An 18704-nucleotide genomic window follows, 5' to 3' on the forward strand; every position below is an offset into this window, starting at 1 on the left:
GTATAGTGGCCTTCTCTTTGGCCCTTTTACAATGTGATGGTCGCGGTTTAGGCTCAACAACCTATTTTCGATTCACCATCGTTTTTACTTCTGCTCCAATAGCCAGACCATGGCCTCATCTTCCGTTTCGAAGGTGCGGTAGGTATGCGACAGGCTACGTGAAGCCATTACAAACTGGTTGGTAACTAGGCGGGCAAACACATTGTGCGCCAGCAGAATAGCACCGCACCGATAACCGTTTTCCTTTACGGCGCGGGGCAGCCATTCGTTGGTCATCCAGTCCTGCTCGCTGGGGTTGTAGGGGGACATTTCGCGCTGGTCAACCAGCATTTTGCTCCACTGCCGCCGGGACAAGGCCTGGGCCGTATGCGTGAGCAAAGCCCGGAACTGCACCTGCTCGCGCGGGCCAGCACGGTATTCCAGCCGTAGGAAGCCTTCGGGCTCTTCCCAAATGCGCCCAATGCTGTTTTCGAAATAAAGGGAACGATTAGCCTTAATCATCAACTACTTACAAACAAGATAATCACCTTACGCTTAGGCAGCTGCCGTCGCCGTGAAGCGTCTGCGGGCGCATGCTTCAACCGCTAGCCCCCGACATAGGTTATAAACTCGGCACTTTTTTTCAATCAGCCCTTCCAGCTCCCAAACGCGCCCTGCTGGTAGTCGCGGTAGGCCTGCTGAATTTCGGCGTCGGTATTCATCACAAATGGCCCCGCCGACACCACGGGCTCGCCAAAGGGCCGGGCGTGGCCCAGCAGCACCACGCTCGCCTCGTGCGCGGCGAGGGTCAGCTCATCACCGTCGTAGTTGAATTCGACCAGCTGCAGGGCTTGGGTTTCGGCACCGTTTACGCGCAGCGAGCCGCGCACAGTGTAAAAGAAGATGCTGCGCGCCGCCGCGATTGGCAGCGTAACCTGGCTGCCGGCCGGCAACTCCAGCCAGGCCAGTGCCACATCGGCCAGGGGCTGCACGGCCCCGGCGGTGCCCGCCCACTCGCCCGACACAGCGTGAATGACCACGCCGCCGGCCAGCGTCACGGCCGGTATTTCGTCTTTCTGCAGGCCGATGTAGCGCGGGGCCGTCATCTTATCCTTCGCCGGCAGGTTTACCCACAGCTGCAGTATTTCGAGCGGCCCGCCGTTGGCTTTGAAATTATCGGAGGAAACTTCGGCGTGAATAAGGCCGCTGCCGGCCGTCATCCACTGAATGCCCCCGGCTTCAATCACGCTCTCGTGCCCGCTGCTGTCTTTGTGCAGAATGTCGCCTTCGAGAATAAACGTCACCGTTTCGAAGCCCCGGTGTGGGTGCGGGCCAAAGGGCAGGCCCCGGTTGTGGGGCCGGTACACCTGCGGGCCGTGGTGGTTAAGGAATAGAAACGGGTCGATGTATTCAACCGAATTCGTGGGCAGGGCGCGGTAGGTGGTGAGGTCGGCGATGGGCGCGTTCACGGCGCGGTGCTGCTGCTTGATGGTACGCATGGAGCGGAAAGTGAATAGGGAATGGAGAAATATGGCCGTCATGCAGCGCGCAGCGAAGCATCTTTACCGCAGTGCTAAACATGATTAGTTGAGCAGTAAAGATGCTTCGCTGCGCGCTGCATGACGCGGTCTGCTAAAGCCATCAACCGGCTTAAGGTTTACGCCTCCTCCTTCGGGGCTTCGCCCCGAAAAGCGTCCATTTTAGCCACGGCAGGCAGCTTCACGGGCCGGTTCTCTTTGGCCGACAAATAGATGGCTTCCATGATGCGCTGGTCCTGCAGGCCTTCTTCGCCGGGGGTGTAGGGCGTTTTGTTCTGGCGCACGCACTCGGCCATGTGGTCCATTTCGAGGGCAAACTGGTCTTTCTGCGGGTCGTTGGGCGTCTCCTTCACCTGCTGGCCGCCGGGGGCGTGAATGCGCTCCTGGTGCAGGCCGTGGTAGGGGAAAGCGGGGTCCATTTTGATGCTACCGGTTTCGGCATACACCGTGTAGCTCTTGTTGTTGAAAGAGCCGTAGCCCGTCATACACTGCGAAATGGCGCCGCTGGGGAAGCGCAGCGTGAAGCTCACGTTCTCTTCAATTTCCCGGAACCGGTCGTCGCCCGGCGTGCTGTAAATCTGGGCCGAAACCTCGGTGGGCTCCTCGCCCAGCAGGAAGCGCGTGGTGTTGAGGCAGTACAGGCCCACGTCGGGGAGCGAGCCGCCGCCGGCCAGGGCCTTTTTGTGCCGCCACTGCTGGTCGTGGGCCTGGTTCTGGGTGTTCATCATCTGCAGCATCTTGGTGGCGCCGTAGGTTTTGTCGCGCACCAGTTTCATGGCCGCCCGGTTCAGGGGCTCGTACTGAATGCGGTAGGCAATCATGAGCTTTTTGCTGGCCTTTTTGCAGGCCTCAATCATTTCCTCGCACTCTTTCACGGAGTTGGCCATCGGCTTTTCGCAGAGAATGTGCTTGCCGGCCTTGGCCCCGCGTAGCGTGAATTCGTGGTGCATGGAATTGGGCAGCACAATGTAAATCACCTCCACTTCGGGGTTGTCCTTGAGCTTATCGTAGGTCTGGTACGAGTAGCAGCTACCGAGCTTGATGCCGTACTGCTTGGCCACCTTGGCCATCTTATCGGCGTCGCCGCTCACCAGCGCCACCGGTTTGGCGTGCTTGCTCTTGGCAAAAGCGGGCAGTATCTCATTGAGCGTGAGGTGACCCAGGCCCACCAGCGCGTAGCCCACGCGGCGGTCGGGCGCATCGGGGTTGAAGGGCTCAGCGCCTTTGGGGTCGGTGGGTGCTTCGAGGGGCGGCAGCTTGATGTCGAGCGGGCCGGTGGTGGGCGCGGCGGCAGCTTCGGCGGCTTGGTGGGCTTCGGCGGCGGCGATGGGCAGGGCGCTGGCCACGCCCACGGCCAGCAGGCCCCGCCCGGCGTGGTTGATAAAATGACGGCGCGACTCATCGTAGCCGTTTTCGGCTTCGGCACTGAAGGCGGTATTAAAGGCAGTGTTTTCCTGGAACATGGGGTTGGGACGGGGAAAGGCGGGGATTGGGTATCAGCAGGGTTGCTTACGTGCCCGGCCGGGACTAAAGTTGCCCCGTGCCACCGTGCGGTTGGGCTTATTGTCCCGGTTTTACACAATTATTTCCAACCAATAAAACCCTAGTATATTTATAGCCCCGCATTGGGTTTGCTCACTCTTTAACTTGCTGATGAAGGACTTTACTCGCTCGTTTTTCCCCCTTATTGTTGCCTTGGCCGCCGGTAGTCTGGTCCCGGCCCGGGCGCAGGCCCAAACGGCCGTCACGCCCATTGGCACTATTCAGGGCACCGGGGCGGTGGCCACGGCGGGCACCTATACCATTGAGGGCGTGGTGACGGGCGTGTACGCCGACCTGAGCCCGGCCGGCTTCTACATCCAGAACGACGCGGCCAGCGCCGACGGCAACCCCGCCACTTCCGATGCCCTATTTGTGGCGCAAACCAGCCCCACGGTGGCCGTGGGCAGCCGCCTGCGCATTACCGGCGCGGTGCAGGAAGGCCCCGCCTCCCCGTCGTTCAACCAAGCGGTGCTCACCTCGCCCGCCATCACGGTGCTGGCGGCCAGCAGCGCCCAGCCGGCTTTCAGTGTTATCGATAATGCCACGTTCTCGATGGCCGACGCCGAGCCGCTGGAAGGCATGCGGGTGCAGTTTGCGGCCCCCATTACGGTATCGGACGTGGCGGCGCTGAAATCGCGCGGCGAGCTGAATATTTCCCTGCGCGGCCTCGTGTACCAGCCCACGCAGTTCGTGGACCCCAACGACAACCCCGCCAGCGGCACCAGCAGCAGCGGCACCAGCAACGTGCCCGCCGTGAACGCCTACCAGGCCGACAACGTGAACAAAAGCCTGCTGCTGGACGACGGCCGCGCCACCAGCAACCCCACCCCCATCCCCTACCTCGACGCTGCCACCCAGACCCTGCGGGTAGGCAGCACCGTGGCCAGCCTGCGCGGCATCATGGGCTACGGCAGCAGCAAGTGGCGCATCCAGCCCCTGGCCGGGGCCGACGCGCCGACAGTGGTTTCGGTGCGCCCCCCGGTGCCCACCTTCGGGCCAATTGACGTAAAAATCGCCAGCATGAACGTGCTCAATTTCTTCAACGGCGACGGGCTGGGCGCGGGCTTCCCCACCTCGCGCGGGGCCAAAACGCTGGCCGACTTCCAGCGCCAGCGCAGCAAAATTCTCGTGGCCCTGTCCCAGATGAACGCCGACGTGCTGGGCCTGATGGAAGTGGAGAACGACGGTACCGGGGCCAACTCGGCCGTGCAGGACCTGGTGAACGGCCTCAACCAGCTCATGGGCGCGGGCACCTACGCCTTCGTAAACGATGGCGGTGCCAACGCCCAGCCCAACGATACCGACCTCATTCACTGCGTTATCCTCTACAAGCCGGCGGCGGTGACGCTCTACGGCCCGGCCCTGCTGGTAACGGCAACCGGCATTTTTGAGCGCCCGCCGCTGGCGCAGTTGTTCATTACCAACCGCGCCACGCCCGCCCGCGACACATTTGCGCTCATCGTCAATCACCTGAAGTCGAAGGCCAGCGGCACCGGGACCAACGCCGACCAGGGCGATGGCCAGGGCGCCTCTAACCCGCGCCGCAAGAGCCAGGCCACGGGCCTGGTTCAGTTCATCAACACCGTGGTGAAGCCCGCCGGCACGCGCTACGTGGTGAGCGTGGGCGACTACAACGCCAACTACGAGGAAGACCCGATGGACATTATGCGGGCCGCCGGCTTCGTGCTGCCCAGCCCCGCCAGCAGCGCCTCCTACCTGTTCAACGGCCTGAGCGGCAGCCTCGACCACGCCGTGCTCAGCGACAACCTGGTGAGCCACGCGGCCGTGGAAAAGTGGCACATCAATGCCAGCGAGCCCGAGTTTCTGGAGTATAGCATAGCCGGCGCGGCCACCGACATCACCAGCCCCTTCCGCTCTTCCGACCACGACCCGGTGCTCATCGGACTCAATTTCCGCACCACCGTCACGGCCACCGGCCGGGCCGCCACGGGTGGGCAAATCGACATTTTCCCCAACCCCGCCCCCGGCGCGTTCAACCTCCGCATCAGCGGCTTCGCGGCGCAGCCCCTGACGCTGGAAGTGGTATCGGTACTGGGCCAGCAGCTGCTTGCGCTGCACGGCACGGCCGAGGAGCTGCAGGCCGAAATCGGAACGCGCACGGCGCGGCTGGCGGCCGGCACCTACGTGCTACGCCTGAGCGGCACCGGTTTCAGCCAGGTGCAGCGGGTGGTGAAGCTGTAGCTTTGCCGGAGCGAAACCACTCGCTCGAATGCACTAAAACAGAACGTCATGCTGAGCGCAGCCGAAGCATCTCTACCGCAACAGTAAATAGATTACTTACGCAGTAGAGATGCTTCGGCTGCGCTCAGCATGACGTTCTGTTTTATCTATAAAAACCTATTCCGATGGCCATTAAGCCCCGCCGCAAGCCCACTGTCCTCCGCAAGCCCACCCATTTCCCCGCCGAGAACGTGGCCGAACGCTGGGATGCCCGCCACCTGCTGGGCCACACTGAATTTGATGAATACCGCTTCGTGAGCTGCGATTTCAGCGGGGCCGATTTCAGCCGGCTGCGCTTCACCGACTGCCTCTTTGAGCACTGCAACCTGAGTTCGGCCAAGCTGGCGGGCACGGCCCTGCAGAACGTGGCTTTTGCCGATTGCAAGCTGCTGGGCCTGCAGTTCACGGCCTGCCGCGACATGCTGTTTGGGGTGCATTTCGACCAGTGCCAGCTGCGCTACGCCTCGTTTGCGGGGCGCGTGATGCCGGGCACGCGCTTCGTGGGCTGCACCCTGGAAGAAGCCGATTTTGCCGATGCCGACCTTTCGGCGGCCGTGTTCCAGGGCTGCGCGCTGGCCGGGGCCACGTTCCAGAACACGCGGCTGGCCGAAGCGGATTTTCGCAGTGCCACCGGCTTCGTTATCGACCCCGAGCGCAACGTCATCACCGGAGCGCATTTCACGCTGAGCGGTCTGCTGGGCGTGGTGGCCAAGTACAATCTGGTGGTGGAGTAAGCCCGGGTCAGACACCGTCGGAGAATTCGCAAAAGCCCCCTTTTTAGCCCAAAAACCGGCTTTCCCCGTTGGCCAAACTTCCGGTTTCGATTTCGACTAGTAGATTGCGTTAGAATTCCCATCTCTGCCCGAAAGCGGCCACTTGACAAACGAGCGGCGCCCTACTTTCGGCTAATTGTCAGCACCCCGCGCCGCGATACGGTTGGGCCCTCCGGCCCTCGTTTTCGGCCGGGCCAGAACCCGTCGCCGCTGGCCGCACTTGCCAGCACGGGCATTTTCTCACTTCGCTACAACGACCAGATGGCCAATCGCCGCGCATCCATTACCGACCTGGCTAAAACGCTGGGCCTCTCGCCTTCCACCATTTCCCGCGCCCTCTCCGACCACGACGACGTGAGCGAGGCCACCAAGGCCCGCGTGCGCCAGCTGGCCGAGGAGCTGCACTACCAGCCCAACCAGCTGGCCGCCGCCCTGCGCCGGGGCCGCAGCAACACGCTGGGCGTGCTGGTACCGCACATCACGGGGCACTTTTTTCCGCAGGTGGTGCACGGCATCGCCACCGAGGCCGCCAAGCTGGGCTTCAATGTGATGATTTGCCAGTCGAACGAGGACGCCCAACAGGAACAGAAGAACATCGACCTGCTGATGAACTCGCAGGTCGAAGGCATCCTGGTTTCGCTGGCCAACACGACGCAGAGCTTCGGCCACTTCGAGGCGGTGCGCCAGCAGAACATCCCGCTGGTGTTTTTCGACCGCATGGTGGAGGATTTCCAGGGTAGCAACGTGAGCGCCGTGGTGGTTGACGACTATCAGGGTGCTTATCAGGTTGTTACGCATCTCATCGAGCAGGGCTGCACGCGCATCGCGCACTTCACCGGCCCGCTGCACCTGAGCATCCACAAAAACCGCCACCAGGGCTACCGCGACGCCCTCACGGCCCACGGCCTGCCCGTGGACGAGGACCTGATTGCCTGCTTCGACATGAACCAGAAGAATGGGGCCCAGGCCATGCGCCAATTTCTGAAGCTGCCCCAGCGCCCGGACGGCGTGTTTTCGAGCAACGACCTGGCCGCAGTGGGCGCCCTGCAAGTGGTGAAGGCCCAGCGCCTGCGCGTGCCCGAGGACGTGGCCATCGTGGGCTTCAGCAACGAGATGTTTACCTCTCTCACCGAGCCCATGCTCAGCAGCGTGGACCAGCGCTGCGAGCAGATGGGCAAAACGGCGGTGCAGCTGCTGCAAAAAATGCTGAAAAGCGGCCCCAACCGTGTGGGCCCGCCCAAGCCCATCGTGCTCAAGCCCAAGCTGCTGGTGCGCGAGTCGTCGCAGAAACGGCGGTAGCTGTAGCGTGGACTCTGCGAGTCCGCGTCTCGCCGCGCAGCGGCGAATGAACGCACGCCTGACGTTCCAACGATATCCCGACGGTTATTCGCCGCTACGCGGCGAGACGCGGACTCGCAGAGTCCACGCTACACCTTCTCAGCCCAAAAGCCGTAGGAAGCTATTTGCGCTGCTTCGCTGTTATCAATGGCGAAATACCCTTGCCGCCAGATGTCTGATTCCGTCGCTACGCCCCCTGCTCCCCCCGCCAAAGTCACGCTCTGGACGCCGTTTATGTACGCCCTGTTCCGGGCCATCTGGATTGCGGGGCTGGTGAGCAACGTAGGCACCTGGATGCAGAACGTAGCCGGCGTGTGGCTCGTGACCACCCTCACCACCTCGGCCCTGCTGGTGGCCCTGATGCAGACGGCCACCTCGCTGCCGGCCTTTTTGCTAAGCATGCCGGCCGGCGTGATGGCCGATTTGGTGGACCGCCGCCGGCTGCTGCTCCTCACGCAGGGCTTTATGGCGGCGGTGGCCACGGGGTTGGGCGTGCTCACGTTGAACAACGGTATTTCGGCCTACGGGGTGCTGGGCTTCACGTTTTTGCTGGGCATGGGCGCGGCGCTCAATGCGCCCATCTGGCAGGCCATTGCCACGGAGCTGGTGCCGCGCCCGGCGCTGGGGTCGGCTATTACGCTCAACGGGGTGAGCAACAACATTGCGCGGGCCATTGGGCCGGCCATTGGCGGGGCCATCATCGCGTATTATTCGTCGGGCTGGGTGTTTTTGCTGAACGGGGTGTCATTTCTGGGTACCTGGGCGGTGGTGTATTTCTGGAAGCGCCAGCCCACCGTGACCAGCGGGCCGGCCGAGAACTTTATCGGGGCGCTGCGGGCCGGCATGCGCTACGTGCAGTATTCGCCGGCCATTTATGGGGTTCTGGCGCGCACGTTCGCGTTTTCGTTTGGGGCGGCGGCCATGTGGGGGCTGGTGTCGGTGGTGGTGGCGCGGCGGCTGCACCTCAGCTCAGGGCACTACGGCGTGATGCTCTCGTGGCTGGGCGCGGGAGCCGTGACGGGGGCTTTGCTGATGGGCCGAGCCGGCTCGCGGCTCAATTTCAACCAGCGGGTGCTGCTGGGCGTGCTGGCTTTCGTGGGCACCAACGTGGCGCTGGCGCTGGTGAATCAGATTTTTATTCTGTACGCGGTGATGTTCGTTTCGGGCATTGCCTGGCTGCTGGTGATGACCAGCTTCAGCACCACCGTGCAGCTGAGCGTGCCGCGCTGGGTGCAGGCCCGGGTTATCAGCGTGTACATGCTGGTGTTTCAGGCCGGCTTATCGGTGGGCAGCCTGGTTTGGGGCGAGCTGGCCGACCATCTTTCGCTCCGCACCTCGCTGCTGGCCGCCGCCGGCTGGATGCTGGCCAGCACCCTGCTGGCCGTGCCCTTCCCCATGCGCTCGGCCGAGGGCCTGAACCTGGACCCCGCCGATGACCGGCCGCACACCGTGGGCGAGGACGCCATCGACCCCGACAGTGGCCCCGTGATGGTTACCATCGAGTACCACGTCGAGCCGGCCAACTGGGGCGCCTTTCACGCGGCGGCCGCCCAGCTCAAGCGTCTTCGCCTGCGCGACGGGGCCTTGCGCGCCGGCGTATTTGCCGATGTGGCCCACCCCACGCGCATTTCCGAGTTCTTTTACGTGGCCACCTGGGGCGAGCACCAGCGCCAGTACCACCGCTTCACCCGCGAAGACCAAGTGGTGGAAGCCGCCGTGCGCCGCCTGCACTCCGGCCCCGACGCACCCCGCGTGACGCACCTGCTGGCCTTCCCCACCACCTCCAACGTGGAAGTAGCCACGCCCATTGCCACCCTGGAAAGCCAGCGCTGATTGATGGCTGAAAGTACCGCCAGCTACTGCCGTCCTTGCCGCCGGTGCTCGTCGAGCCAGGCATTGGCCGCGCCTTCGTCGATGAAGCGGGCATACTGAAACGGGTCAGTATCACTGGCTGAGCGCAGGGGCAGGTCGGCCTCCTCTGTCAGCTCGCGCAGGTGGTTGGGCAGCACCAGAAAAGCCACGCACAGCCGGCTGGCCATTTCGCGTTGCACCGTAGGCGGGAAAGTTGTCACGACCCATTCCGGGCCGTTGCGGCGGCGGTCGACGCGCCGACGGGCGTCCATCAGCCAGTCCGGGCAGTTGTGCTCCAGCGCGGCCAAGCGCATGGTTTCGTAGCCCTCGTGCAGCTGGGCATCGGTAATGGAGCACAGCCAGCGGCCAATCAGCAGGCAGGAATCGGACCGGTAGGCAACGTGCAGAAAGGCAGTCGAAGCAAGTTCCTGATACATAACCGGCGGCAGGTGTGAGGGCCAAAGCTACACAAAATAGCGGGGCATTTGCGGGGGCTCGTCATGCCTGGGCATTTACCGGAACAGACCACGTACTTGTCCTTCCGACCGTTGCGCTACGCCGGATTAATGGCCGGGCTGCGCTCCCAGAGCTGCTTGAGAAACTCCTGCTCGGCCAGCCACTGGCCCTGCCGCCCCAGCAGCCACTGTTCCGATTTTTCGTCCTGCGGCGCTTCAGCAACGTGCCCCAGCGGCTTGAGGCGGCCGGCGGCAAACGCCAGGCAGGCCCGGAAATCCTCCGGCTCCAGCGCGGGATGAGCGGCCAGAATTTCGTCAGCACTCAACCCGGAAGCCAGCCACTCAAGCACTTGCCACACGGGGTAGCGCAGCCCGCGCACGGTGGGCTGCCCATCACAAATAGCCGGGTGAATGGTGATGCGGGGAATGGCTAGGGAATTCATGCCCCAAAGTACCGCAGCGCGCCGAAATGCGCAACCCCGGGCACGCTACAGCAGCCGTTCCAAATCGCCGGGCTGGTTGATGCGCAGCGGCGCTTCGGCCTCGCTGAGCTGGCCAAAGCCGTAGGTCGCAAATATGAACGGCACGCCCGCTACCGCGCTGGCGGCCAGGTCGCCGGGCGTGTCGCCCACGTACACAGGCGCCTGCAGGTCGTACTCGGCAATAATGTCGCGGATGTTCTCCGATTTCGGCAGCAGCTTGGTGCCGAAGCACTGGTGGCCTTCAAAGTAGCGGGCCAGCCCACTGTGCTTGAAAAAGCCCTCCACGTAGCCTAGTTGGCAGTTGCTCACGATGAACAGCCGGTAGCCCTGATTCAGCAGGTAGCGCAGGGCCGTTTCGAGGCCGGCATAGAGCGTGCCGCCGTGCTCCACGGCGGCGGCCAGCTCCTGCCGGGCGCAGAGGGCGCGGTATTCTTCGAGCTTATCGGCGGGCAGGTTGGGAAACAGGCGCTCGTATACCACGGTATAGGGCTGGCCGGTCACGGCCTGCACCTGGGCCAGGGTCACATCATTGTCAATGTAGTCGACGCTGTTTTTAGCAGCCTGGAAGGCCCGGGTGATGGCCACCGAGGCATCCCACAGGGTGCCGTCGAGGTCAAATATTACGCTGTCGAAATGGTCGGGCATGGGAACAGATTGAGCGCCGGCAAAGGCAATGGGGGCCGGCGGAACGCGGGCATTTATTCATACAAATCCTGCGGGTCGGCGGCAGCCAGCTCCACCAGGAATTGGGCAATGTTGGTAGTCACCATTTCGAGGAAGGCCGCGCCTTTTTCGGCGGTGGCGGCGGCGGGGTTGCCCACGCCGGTATCGGCCGAAACCTGGCTCCACTCGCGCTGGGCCCAGGCCCAGCCCTGGCGCAGCGCCGCAATGCGGAACTGCCGGGCCGCGCCGTTGCCGGCTTCGCGCAGGGGGCTCACCAAATCAGGCGTGAGGTGGAGCATTACACTGGTTTCCAGCTCGTCGGCATGGTCGCCGGGGGCCGAGAAGTACTGGTTGCGGTCGGCGGCCTTGAACCAGTTGAGAGTACTGAGGAATACGTTGGGGAAATCGGCCTGGAGCTCGCGCAGAATCTGGCGGAAGTCGTTGCCGCCGTGGCCGTTCAGAATCACCAGCTTCGGGATGCCCTGCCGGGCCAGCGTGTGCACGATGTCGCCTAAAATGGCCAGTTGGGTACTGGGATTCAGGTTCATATCGAGGGTAATGTCGAGCTGGCCGGTATTCACCCCAAACGGGATGCAGGGCAGCACCACCACCTTCGCGCCCTGGTCCCAGGCCTTGCGGGCGGCCTCGGCGGCCACGTAGTCCGCCTGAATGTTGTCGGTGGCGTAGGGTAGGTGGTAGTTGTGGGCCTCGGTAGCACCCCAGGGCAATATGACCACTTCATAGTTGGCCTCCTGAACGGTTTTCCAGGTGGTTTCGGCGAGAATATAGGGACGGGGCGCCATGGCGGGAATGGGGAAATGAGAGAAGGGTACTTATGCCGCTCCGAGCCGCTCCAACAGCACGATGGGCTGGTTGTGGTAGGTGGCGCGGGTGTATTCGCGGTAGCCAAATTTGGCCGCCAGACGCAGCGAGGGCTCGTTTTCGGGGTGAATGATGCACACGGTACGCACCGGCCCAAAGTGGCTTTCGCCCCAGGCCAGTACGGCTTCTACCGCCTCCGAGGCGTAGCCCTGGCCGTGAATGGCCGGGTCCAGCACCCAGCCGATTTCCGGGGCATCGCCCAGCGGCGGCTCAAGGTCGCGCTTCAGGTGCAGAAATCCTACGGCCCCCACGAACTGGCCACTGGCCTTTTCCTCCACTGCCCAGAAGCCGTAACCCGTTAGCAGCCAATGGCCGGCACTGCGCAGCACCAGCTTCCATACTTCCTCGGCGGGCATGGGCTCGGGAGTAAAATAACGGTGGTAGGCCAGCTGCCGGCTCATGGCAAACCAAGCATCAAAATCATCGGCGCGGAAGCCGCGCAAACGCAGACGGCTGGTTTCCAGCACCGGCACTATCGAGGGAGGTGTGTGGGGTAAAGACATGGGGGCAACTTACGGCCGGCCGGGCAAATGTTCGGCTTTCCTGAAACCAGAAGCTCCCGCACCAAAACGCACTACCCTACCACGAGCCACTATTATCGTTGCCACTGTCGAAGCCGCCACCGCCGGTGTCGTTGGAGGAAGTATCGTCGTAGGACGAATTATTGTCGTCGGAGGAGAAGAAGTCGTTTGAGTTATCGGGGGCGGTATTGGCGTCGGAGAAATAGTCGGGGGCCGAATTATCTGCCGTACCACCATCGCGGCCGGAGAAGTAGTCGCTGGCCGCGCCCGTGCCGGCGGCTCCGGCCGCAGCAGCACCGAGGTTGGAGTTGCTGTTATTGTTGTCGTAGTTCGACAGGTTTTGGCCCGAGGTATCGTGGCCCGAGGCCATGCGGTTGCCAAGGTAAGCGCCGGCCGCCGCCGCCGCGCCGGTGGCCAGCATCCCGCCGATGCCCGGGCCGCTGCTCTGGTTTGGCGCGTTGCCGGAGCCGGGGGCCTGGCTGTAGCCGCCGCCCGTGGGGCCGCCAGCCCGGTTGGGCAGGAAATCGGGGGTAGTATTCGGGTTGCTGGCCGCTGCGCTCCGGCCTTTAAACATCCGCACCACAAACCACAGAATGCCGCCAATTATCAGCGCGCCGATGAGCAGCGTGCCCATGCCCGGGCCCGATGAAACGGGCTCGGCAGCCGGCACCGGGTTCAGCGGCTCGGTGGTGGTGGTGGGGTACTGGTTGTCCTGCGACAGGTTGGTGGAGGAATTATCGGTGGCCATGCTGCTGCCCGCAGCTCCCGAGGTGGCGGCCGACTGGTCTTTTTTGGGAGCCGAGCTGGGGTTGGCCGTCACCATCAGCGTATTCAAACCCGTGCGCAGGCCGGCGAAATAGTTGCCCTGCTTGAAGCCGGGCGTCATCTCATTGATAATGCGGCTGGTGACTTCCGGCGTGATGACGCTTTGCAGGCCACTGCCGGGCTGAATGGTCACTTTGTGCTCCTTGCCACTCAGCAGCACCACAATGCCGTTGTTTTTGTCGCGCTGGCCCACGCCCCAGGCGGTGCCAATGGCGCGGCCGTAGTCGGCCACGTCGCGGCCGCCCAGCGTGGGCACGGTCACCACTACCACCTGGGTGCCAGTGTTGTCGGCGTAGCGGCGCAGGCCGCTTTCCAGCTTTTTGGCATCGGCCGGCTGCATGAGCTGGGCCTCGTCGTTCACGAAGCGGAAGGGCGTGGGCCGGGGCGGCAGGCCATCGGTCTGGGCCAGGGCGGGTTGCGCCAGCCCAGCCGAAACGAATAAGAAGGCGAGAATCAGGAAACGGGACATAGCTCGGCGGTTGAAGTGAAGAAGGAAATTGCTTTTGCGAACCTTCTACGACTTCTGCCGCCAATTAGCTGCCTACGAGGCCACCCGCACTTTCAGCACTAGCTTTTTATCCTTCTCAATGCCGTCGACTTTAATGTTGGGCCGATGCACATCCTGCGGGAAAAAGATGTAGATAGTGCCCGGCCGGGCTTCGTATAGCTTGCCCTCGGCGCTGTAGTTGGCTACATCGCGGGCCTCTTCGTAGGGCTTGATGACGGTGGCCTTGGCCATGGGCACTACCCCGATTTTTTCGGCTCCCTGCACCACGTACTGCATGTCGATGTACTTGCGGTGCGACTCCCAATTGGTTTTATCGAAGTCCTTGGTGGGGTTGTCGGTCACGGCGGCGAATATATTTTCGCCGTCTACCGGGTACTTGCCGGGCGTGAGCTGGTCGAGGTTGGTATCGCGGAAGTAGGCGAAGGCCTTGTCCCAGGTCGCCTGGTTGGCGGTGTACTGCTTCGCGAATTCGAGCTTATCGACGGACTCGGCCACATTCAGCTTCAGGCCCTTGGCCCATTCACGCTTTTTAAACCACTTTTCGGCTTTTTTTTTGGTCCAGGTATCGGCGGCGGGTGCGGTTTGGGCGCGGGCACCAAAGCCCAGGGCAGCCACGCCCAGCATGAGCAGGGCAGTTTTCAGAAGGGGGTTTTTCATTATCAGAAGGAAAGCAGGCGGAGATTACGGAGCGGCAAGTTAGCCGCCCACTGGCAGCTTCCGTGCCAGCTACGCCGCCTGGGTCACGGCTTCCACGGCGCGCTCGAAGCGCGGGCGGCCTTCGGCATCGGCACCGGCGGCCACGAAGCCGTTGCGCAGCAGCACCTGCTGGGCGGCGGGGCTGTCGGCGGGCGGGTGGGAAATGAGCTGGCGCACCAGGCCCGTATCGGCGGCCTGCTGCACCAGGCCGGCCACCAGCTCGGTGCCGAGGCCCTGCCCACGCCAGTCGGCCGCGATGGAATAGGTGATTTCGGCCGTGCCATCGGCTGTGGGCCGGCCCAGGAAGCCGCCCGCGCCCACCAGGGTGCGGGGCGCGGTGTCGTCGGCTTTGCGCAGGGCGTACCAGCCGTACCAGCCGGCGGCATCGCGCCCGCCGGCCGTGAGCTGCTCCAGCACATGCTCCTGCGTGGGGCGGTCGTGTTGGGCGGGGGGCCAGTCGGTGGGCAGGGCCGCGCCCAGGAGCATGGGGAAATACTGGGGCTTGTGGAGCTCGGCCGTGAGCAGCGCGCGGCTGGCGGCCAGAATCTGGAGGTGCGGGGTGTGGGTGATGAGCGGAATCATAGGCTGCATTATACGGCGCGAATGGCCGGTGGGCGGCCCGGGGGCAGCATTTTTAGGCATGGGCGGGCCAGGAAAAGGCCGGAACGGTATTTTATTAAGCCCAAATTGAATAATTAACAAAGTTCCGCCCTTCCGAATATCTTTACCACCCCCGCCCCCGCACTTTTCATCCCGCGCTATGTACCTCAAAATCTTCCTCTACACGGCTATCCTGCTGGCAACCCGCACGGCTAGCGCTACTTCCATTGGCTCCATTCAGGGCACGGGCGCGGCGGCCAGGGCCGGTACCTACACCGTGGAGGCAATTGTGACGGGCATTTACGCCAGCCTGAAACCGGCCGGCTTCTACATTCAGGACGATAAGGCCACCGCCGATGGCAACCCCGCCACTTCCGATGCCATTTTCGTGGTGCAGGCCGACCCCAACGTGAAGGTGGGCGACAAAGTGCGCGTGACCGGCACGGTGCGCGAAGACGATGCTGCTCCCTCCTTCGGCCAGGCCGTGATGCTGGAGGCAGCCTTCACGGTTATTTCTTCGGGCAATGCGCTGCCGGATTTTGTGCGCCTCGTCAACAGCGAGTTTGCGGCCGATAAGGCGGAGCGCTACGAAGGCATGCGGGTGAAATTCACTGCCCCCCTCACCGTCACCGACAACTACAGCCTGAAGCAGCGCGGCGAGCTTACGGTATCGGCCGAAGGCCTGACCTACCAGGCCACGCAGTTCATCGACCCCAACGACAACCCCGCCACCGGCACCAGCAACAGCGGCACCAGCAACCTGGCCGCCGTGAATGCCTACCAGGCCGCCAACGACCGCCGCAGCCTGGTGCTCGATGATGGCAGCTCGGCCACCAACCCCTCCCCCACGCCCTACCTCGATGCCCGCTTCCGCACCGTGCGGATAGGCAGCACGCTGAGCGACATGGGCGGCATTCTGGGCTATGGCTACGGGCACTGGCGCCTGCAGCCGCTGGCCGGGGCCGAGGCCCCCGTGATTAGCGTAGTCCGGCCGCTGACGCCGCCCGCCTTCGGCCCGCTCGATTTGAAGCTGGCCAGCTTCAACGTGCTCAACTACTTCAACGGCGACGGGGCGGGCGGGGGCTTCCCCACACCGCGCGGGGCCAAAACGGCCGCCGACTTCCAGCGCCAGCGCGCCAAAATCATCCTCGCCCTTGCCCAGATGAACGCCGACATCGTGGGCCTCACCGAGATTGAGAACGACGGCAACGGCTCCACGGCCGCCATTCAGGACTTGGTAGATGGCCTGAACAAGGCCGTGGGCGCGGGCACTTACATCTTCGTGAACGACGGCAACGCCGAGCGCCAGACCAACAATACCGACCTCATTCACTGCGCCATCATCTACAAGCCGGCCGTGGTGAGGCCGCTGGGGCCGCCCATGGTGGCCACCGTGGCGGGCGTGTTCGAGCGGCCGCCGCTGGCGCAGGTGTTCATCACCCGGCGCAAGGAGCGGCCCGATACCCTGGGCTTTATCGTGAACCACTTCAAGAGCAAGAGCAGCGGCAGCGGGGCCAATGCCGACCAGCACGACGGCCAGGGCGGCTCCAATGCCCGCCGCAAGGACCAGGCCGTGGCCCTGGTCGAGTTCATCAACAAAACTGTGATGCCGGCCGGGGCCACGCGCATCGTGAGCGCCGGCGACTACAACGCCAACTACGAGGAAGACCCCATCGACATTATGCGGGCCGCCGGGCTGGTGCCGGCCACGCCGCCCACCAGCGCATCGTATGTGTTCAAGGGCCTCACCGGCTCGCTCGACCATGCCGTGGTGACGCCTAACCTGGTGGGCTTCGTGGATGTGCAGAAGTGGCACATCAACTCGGCCGAGCCCAGCGTGCTAGAATACGACCAGGCCGGCGAAGCCACCGACCTCACCTCGCCCTTCCGTTCCTCCGACCACGACCCGGTGCTGATTGGGGTGAACTTTGCGGGCATTCGCAACGCGACGGCCGGCCGCGCGGCCAACCGCCTGTTTTTGTACCCCGGGCCGGCCGCCGGGCCGCAGCCGTTCAGCCTGGACGGCGTGCCGGCCAGCGCCGGTGCCCTCACCCTGGATTTTGCCCTGCCCCAGGGCGGCATTCGCCTACTCTCGCTGCACGGCACACCGGCCATGCTGGGCGGCCAGCTCAACGGCTACACGGCCCACCTCGCCCCGGGCATTTATGTAGTGACGCTACGCGGCCAGGGCTACCAAAAAATCCAGCGGGTGATGAAGGAGTAGCAGCCCCGGCCCGGCCAATGGCCGCAGCCCGACGGTAATGCCCGTAACCTTTGGCGCCATGATTTCCCCTTTGCCCAGCCTGTACTTTGAGCACAATGCGGGCGAGGTGCTGACGGCCCCCGCCGGCGTTCTGCGCACATATCGCTCTTTTGATGATGAAGCGGCGGCCGTGCGCGGGCCGGCAGCGGCTCAATCGAACACGTAGCGGTGGGAGCGCGCCGGGGCCGGCGGCACGGGCTCGCCCACCATTTCCAGCAGGGAGGCCTCAATGGTGTGGCTCATGGTATTCAGGGCCAAATCATTGTCTTCCAACCCAAAAGGCTCCTCAATTTCGCGCATAATGGCATCCAGCGCCATAAACGTATAGCCCACGAAGGCCACGATGAGCGGCGTAATCCAGCCAGTGCTGTCCACCAGCCCGAATGGCAGCAGGAAGCAGTAGAGGTACACCGTGCGGTGCAGCAGCACGCTGTAGGTGTACGGAATGGGCGTGCTGGCCAGCCGCTCGCAGGCCCCCAGAATATCGGCGAGCTGGTTGAAATGGTGGTCGAAGGCCAGCTGGATGGTGGTATCGAGCTGGCCGGCTTCGCGGCCCTGCTGCACCCAGCGGCTCATGGCCAGCAGTAGCTGCACGGGCTGGAAGGTGGCCGCCCGCGTGGCCTCGGCCAGGGGCGCGGGCAGCAGGCGGGCTAGGTCGGGGCCGGCCTCGGTGCGCCGGAGCTGGTGCTTGAGCGCATAGGTGAAGGCGATGAGCAGCCGCACGAACGCCCGGGGCCCTGCCGCGCCCGCCGGCTGCCCGCTCAGCGTGAGGGCCTGCCGGGCCAGCGAGCGGGTGGTGTTCAGCAGCGCCCCCCACTGCTTGCGGCCCTCCCAGAAACGGTCGTAGCTGGCATTGTTATAAAAGCCCAGAAAGATGGCCAGCGTGAAACCGAACAGCGTGAAGGGCGCAGCACTTAGCGGCACTTTGTAGTAGGGCAGCTCTACGTGGGCGGCCACTACCGCCACAGAAAGCCCCAGCAGCACCAGCAGGCGCGGCAGTATCTGGGGCAGCACCGAGCCGTGCCAGGCCAAAAGCAGGCGAAACCAATTGTCTTTCTCACGAATAATCATGCCCGGTGTACGGGTGGCGCTACCCGGTGGCCACCCCCACAACGCAATCAGCCGCCCCCGGCAGCGGGAGCGGCTGATTGCGTTGTGAGCGCAGGCACTACTAGCGCCGGCGCGCCGGCGCGGTTTCGTAGCGAATGGTTTTCTTTTCCTCGGTTACCACGGTAGGACGTTCGCCGGCCCCTTTCTCTACGGCATCGGCTTGCTTTTCGAGGTCGTGGGCCTTGGCTTCGGCATCGGCCCGCACTTGCTTGGCATCGGCGCGGGCGCGCTCGGCGTCGGCTTTGGCCTGGGCCTCCACGGCATCCTGGCGGGCGCTGTCGGCCTGGCGTTGTTTTTCTTGTTCCTGGCTGCATCCGCCCAGCAGAAGGCCGGCGGCGAGCAAGTAAGTAAAGCGGCTAGTCATGGTGATAAGGCAGCGCTTGTGGCGCGGCATGAAAGTGAGCAGGTAGCGCGTGTACGGGGCACCGCGCCCAAAT

19 protein-coding genes are annotated in these 18704 nt (G+C 63.8%); 6 read left to right on the top strand and 13 right to left on the bottom strand.

The window, feature by feature from the left end:
- Nucleotides 1-84: 84 nt before the first annotated feature.
- From HBN54_RS01415 to HBN54_RS01425, 3 genes are all read right to left on the bottom strand, one after another.
- Nucleotides 85-501 (bottom strand): hypothetical protein, encoded by a 417-nt coding sequence (locus HBN54_RS01415; RefSeq protein ID WP_168671356.1) that lies wholly within the window; start codon nucleotides 499-501, stop codon nucleotides 85-87.
- A gap of 125 nt (nucleotides 502-626) precedes the next feature.
- Nucleotides 627-1478, bottom strand: a complete 852-nt coding sequence (locus tag HBN54_RS01420) for a pirin family protein (protein WP_168671357.1) — start codon at nucleotides 1476-1478, stop codon at nucleotides 627-629.
- A gap of 158 nt (nucleotides 1479-1636) precedes the next feature.
- A complete protein-coding gene (locus HBN54_RS01425; protein ID WP_168671358.1) occupies nucleotides 1637-2980 on the bottom strand; it encodes a Gfo/Idh/MocA family protein in 1344 nt (447 codons plus the stop codon).
- A 190-nt stretch (nucleotides 2981-3170) separates the two neighbouring features.
- Between HBN54_RS01425 and HBN54_RS01430 the strand changes: the two genes are divergently transcribed.
- The 4 genes from HBN54_RS01430 (at nucleotide 3171) to HBN54_RS01445 (ending at nucleotide 9244) form a co-directional block, all read left to right on the top strand.
- Entirely contained in the window at nucleotides 3171-5261 is a 2091-nt protein-coding gene (locus tag HBN54_RS01430; protein ID WP_168671359.1) for an ExeM/NucH family extracellular endonuclease, read from the top strand.
- 164 nt (nucleotides 5262-5425) lie between these two features.
- Complete coding sequence (locus HBN54_RS01435) at nucleotides 5426-6034, top strand: pentapeptide repeat-containing protein (RefSeq protein ID WP_168671360.1); 609 nt, start codon at nucleotides 5426-5428, stop codon at nucleotides 6032-6034.
- A 300-nt stretch (nucleotides 6035-6334) separates the two neighbouring features.
- A complete protein-coding gene (locus HBN54_RS01440) occupies nucleotides 6335-7372 on the top strand; it encodes a LacI family DNA-binding transcriptional regulator (RefSeq protein ID WP_168671361.1) in 1038 nt (345 codons plus the stop codon).
- Nucleotides 7373-7582: 210 nt separating this feature from the next.
- Nucleotides 7583-9244 (top strand): MFS transporter, encoded by a 1662-nt coding sequence (locus HBN54_RS01445; RefSeq protein WP_168671362.1) that lies wholly within the window; start codon nucleotides 7583-7585, stop codon nucleotides 9242-9244.
- A 23-nt stretch (nucleotides 9245-9267) separates the two neighbouring features.
- Here the strand turns inward: HBN54_RS01445 and HBN54_RS01450 are convergent, their stop codons facing one another.
- The 8 genes from HBN54_RS01450 to HBN54_RS01485 form a co-directional block, all read right to left on the bottom strand.
- A complete protein-coding gene (locus tag HBN54_RS01450; RefSeq protein ID WP_168671363.1) occupies nucleotides 9268-9699 on the bottom strand; it encodes a hypothetical protein in 432 nt (143 codons plus the stop codon).
- 116 nt (nucleotides 9700-9815) lie between these two features.
- Complete coding sequence (locus HBN54_RS23910) at nucleotides 9816-10160, bottom strand: DUF433 domain-containing protein (protein WP_168671364.1); 345 nt, start codon at nucleotides 10158-10160, stop codon at nucleotides 9816-9818.
- Nucleotides 10161-10205: 45 nt separating this feature from the next.
- Nucleotides 10206-10844 (bottom strand): HAD family hydrolase, encoded by a 639-nt coding sequence (locus HBN54_RS01460; protein ID WP_168671365.1) that lies wholly within the window; start codon nucleotides 10842-10844, stop codon nucleotides 10206-10208.
- 53 nt (nucleotides 10845-10897) lie between these two features.
- Nucleotides 10898-11665, bottom strand: a complete 768-nt coding sequence (locus tag HBN54_RS01465) for a creatininase family protein (RefSeq protein ID WP_168671366.1) — start codon at nucleotides 11663-11665, stop codon at nucleotides 10898-10900.
- Nucleotides 11666-11695: 30 nt separating this feature from the next.
- Nucleotides 11696-12247, bottom strand: a complete 552-nt coding sequence (locus HBN54_RS01470) for a GNAT family N-acetyltransferase (RefSeq protein ID WP_168671367.1) — start codon at nucleotides 12245-12247, stop codon at nucleotides 11696-11698.
- A gap of 76 nt (nucleotides 12248-12323) precedes the next feature.
- Entirely contained in the window at nucleotides 12324-13559 is a 1236-nt protein-coding gene (locus HBN54_RS01475; protein WP_168671368.1) for a TPM domain-containing protein, read from the bottom strand.
- A gap of 72 nt (nucleotides 13560-13631) precedes the next feature.
- Complete coding sequence (locus tag HBN54_RS01480; protein ID WP_168671369.1) at nucleotides 13632-14255, bottom strand: YhcH/YjgK/YiaL family protein; 624 nt, start codon at nucleotides 14253-14255, stop codon at nucleotides 13632-13634.
- 69 nt (nucleotides 14256-14324) lie between these two features.
- Complete coding sequence (locus tag HBN54_RS01485; RefSeq protein WP_210427899.1) at nucleotides 14325-14876, bottom strand: GNAT family N-acetyltransferase; 552 nt, start codon at nucleotides 14874-14876, stop codon at nucleotides 14325-14327.
- A gap of 178 nt (nucleotides 14877-15054) precedes the next feature.
- Here HBN54_RS01485 and HBN54_RS01490 point away from each other — a divergent pair, with 178 nt between their 5' ends.
- Both HBN54_RS01490 and HBN54_RS01495 read left to right on the top strand, forming a co-directional pair.
- Complete coding sequence (locus HBN54_RS01490; RefSeq protein ID WP_168671371.1) at nucleotides 15055-17118, top strand: ExeM/NucH family extracellular endonuclease; 2064 nt, start codon at nucleotides 15055-15057, stop codon at nucleotides 17116-17118.
- 58 nt (nucleotides 17119-17176) lie between these two features.
- Nucleotides 17177-17323 carry a hypothetical protein gene (locus HBN54_RS01495; RefSeq protein ID WP_168671372.1) on the top strand — a complete coding sequence of 49 codons (147 nt, stop codon included), beginning with the start codon at nucleotides 17177-17179 and terminating at the stop codon, nucleotides 17321-17323.
- Here the strand turns inward: HBN54_RS01495 and HBN54_RS01500 are convergent.
- On the bottom strand, nucleotides 17308-18228 hold the full coding sequence (locus HBN54_RS01500) for a bestrophin family protein (protein WP_168671373.1): 921 nt from the start codon (nucleotides 18226-18228) through the stop codon (nucleotides 17308-17310). The two genes, HBN54_RS01495 and HBN54_RS01500, sit on opposite strands and share 16 nt — an antisense overlap.
- 100 nt (nucleotides 18229-18328) lie before the next feature.
- A complete protein-coding gene (locus tag HBN54_RS01505; protein WP_168671374.1) occupies nucleotides 18329-18631 on the bottom strand; it encodes a hypothetical protein in 303 nt (100 codons plus the stop codon).
- Nucleotides 18632-18704 lie beyond the last annotated feature (73 nt).

Origin of the sequence: Hymenobacter artigasi (assembly GCF_012275535.1) — a bacterium.
Lineage (GTDB): Bacteria > Bacteroidota > Bacteroidia > Cytophagales > Hymenobacteraceae > Hymenobacter > Hymenobacter artigasi.

Excerpts from the sequence above, each read along its gene's own strand:
- HBN54_RS23910 (WP_168671364.1), bottom strand. The coding sequence starts at position 10,160 with ATGAATTCCCTAGCCATTCCCCGCATCACCATTCACCCGGCTATTTGT.
- HBN54_RS01460 (WP_168671365.1), bottom strand. The coding sequence starts at position 10,844 with ATGCCCGACCATTTCGACAGCGTAATATTTGACCTCGACGGCACCCTG.
- HBN54_RS01485 (WP_210427899.1), bottom strand. The coding sequence starts at position 14,876 with ATGATTCCGCTCATCACCCACACCCCGCACCTCCAGATTCTGGCCGCC.
- HBN54_RS01440 (WP_168671361.1), top strand. The coding sequence starts at position 6,335 with ATGGCCAATCGCCGCGCATCCATTACCGACCTGGCTAAAACGCTGGGC.
- HBN54_RS01470 (WP_168671367.1), bottom strand. The coding sequence starts at position 12,247 with ATGTCTTTACCCCACACACCTCCCTCGATAGTGCCGGTGCTGGAAACC.
- HBN54_RS01475 (WP_168671368.1), bottom strand. The coding sequence starts at position 13,559 with ATGTCCCGTTTCCTGATTCTCGCCTTCTTATTCGTTTCGGCTGGGCTG.
- HBN54_RS01425 (WP_168671358.1), bottom strand. The coding sequence starts at position 2,980 with ATGTTCCAGGAAAACACTGCCTTTAATACCGCCTTCAGTGCCGAAGCC.
- HBN54_RS01445 (WP_168671362.1), top strand. The coding sequence starts at position 7,583 with ATGTCTGATTCCGTCGCTACGCCCCCTGCTCCCCCCGCCAAAGTCACG.
- HBN54_RS01435 (WP_168671360.1), top strand. The coding sequence starts at position 5,426 with ATGGCCATTAAGCCCCGCCGCAAGCCCACTGTCCTCCGCAAGCCCACC.
- HBN54_RS01500 (WP_168671373.1), bottom strand. The coding sequence starts at position 18,228 with ATGATTATTCGTGAGAAAGACAATTGGTTTCGCCTGCTTTTGGCCTGG.
- HBN54_RS01480 (WP_168671369.1), bottom strand. The coding sequence starts at position 14,255 with ATGAAAAACCCCCTTCTGAAAACTGCCCTGCTCATGCTGGGCGTGGCT.
- HBN54_RS01490 (WP_168671371.1), top strand. The coding sequence starts at position 15,055 with ATGTACCTCAAAATCTTCCTCTACACGGCTATCCTGCTGGCAACCCGC.
- HBN54_RS01415 (WP_168671356.1), bottom strand. The coding sequence starts at position 501 with ATGATTAAGGCTAATCGTTCCCTTTATTTCGAAAACAGCATTGGGCGC.
- HBN54_RS01465 (WP_168671366.1), bottom strand. The coding sequence starts at position 11,665 with ATGGCGCCCCGTCCCTATATTCTCGCCGAAACCACCTGGAAAACCGTT.
- HBN54_RS01420 (WP_168671357.1), bottom strand. The coding sequence starts at position 1,478 with ATGCGTACCATCAAGCAGCAGCACCGCGCCGTGAACGCGCCCATCGCC.
- HBN54_RS01505 (WP_168671374.1), bottom strand. The coding sequence starts at position 18,631 with ATGACTAGCCGCTTTACTTACTTGCTCGCCGCCGGCCTTCTGCTGGGC.
- HBN54_RS01450 (WP_168671363.1), bottom strand. The coding sequence starts at position 9,699 with ATGTATCAGGAACTTGCTTCGACTGCCTTTCTGCACGTTGCCTACCGG.
- HBN54_RS01495 (WP_168671372.1), top strand. The coding sequence starts at position 17,177 with ATGATTTCCCCTTTGCCCAGCCTGTACTTTGAGCACAATGCGGGCGAG.
- HBN54_RS01430 (WP_168671359.1), top strand. The coding sequence starts at position 3,171 with ATGAAGGACTTTACTCGCTCGTTTTTCCCCCTTATTGTTGCCTTGGCC.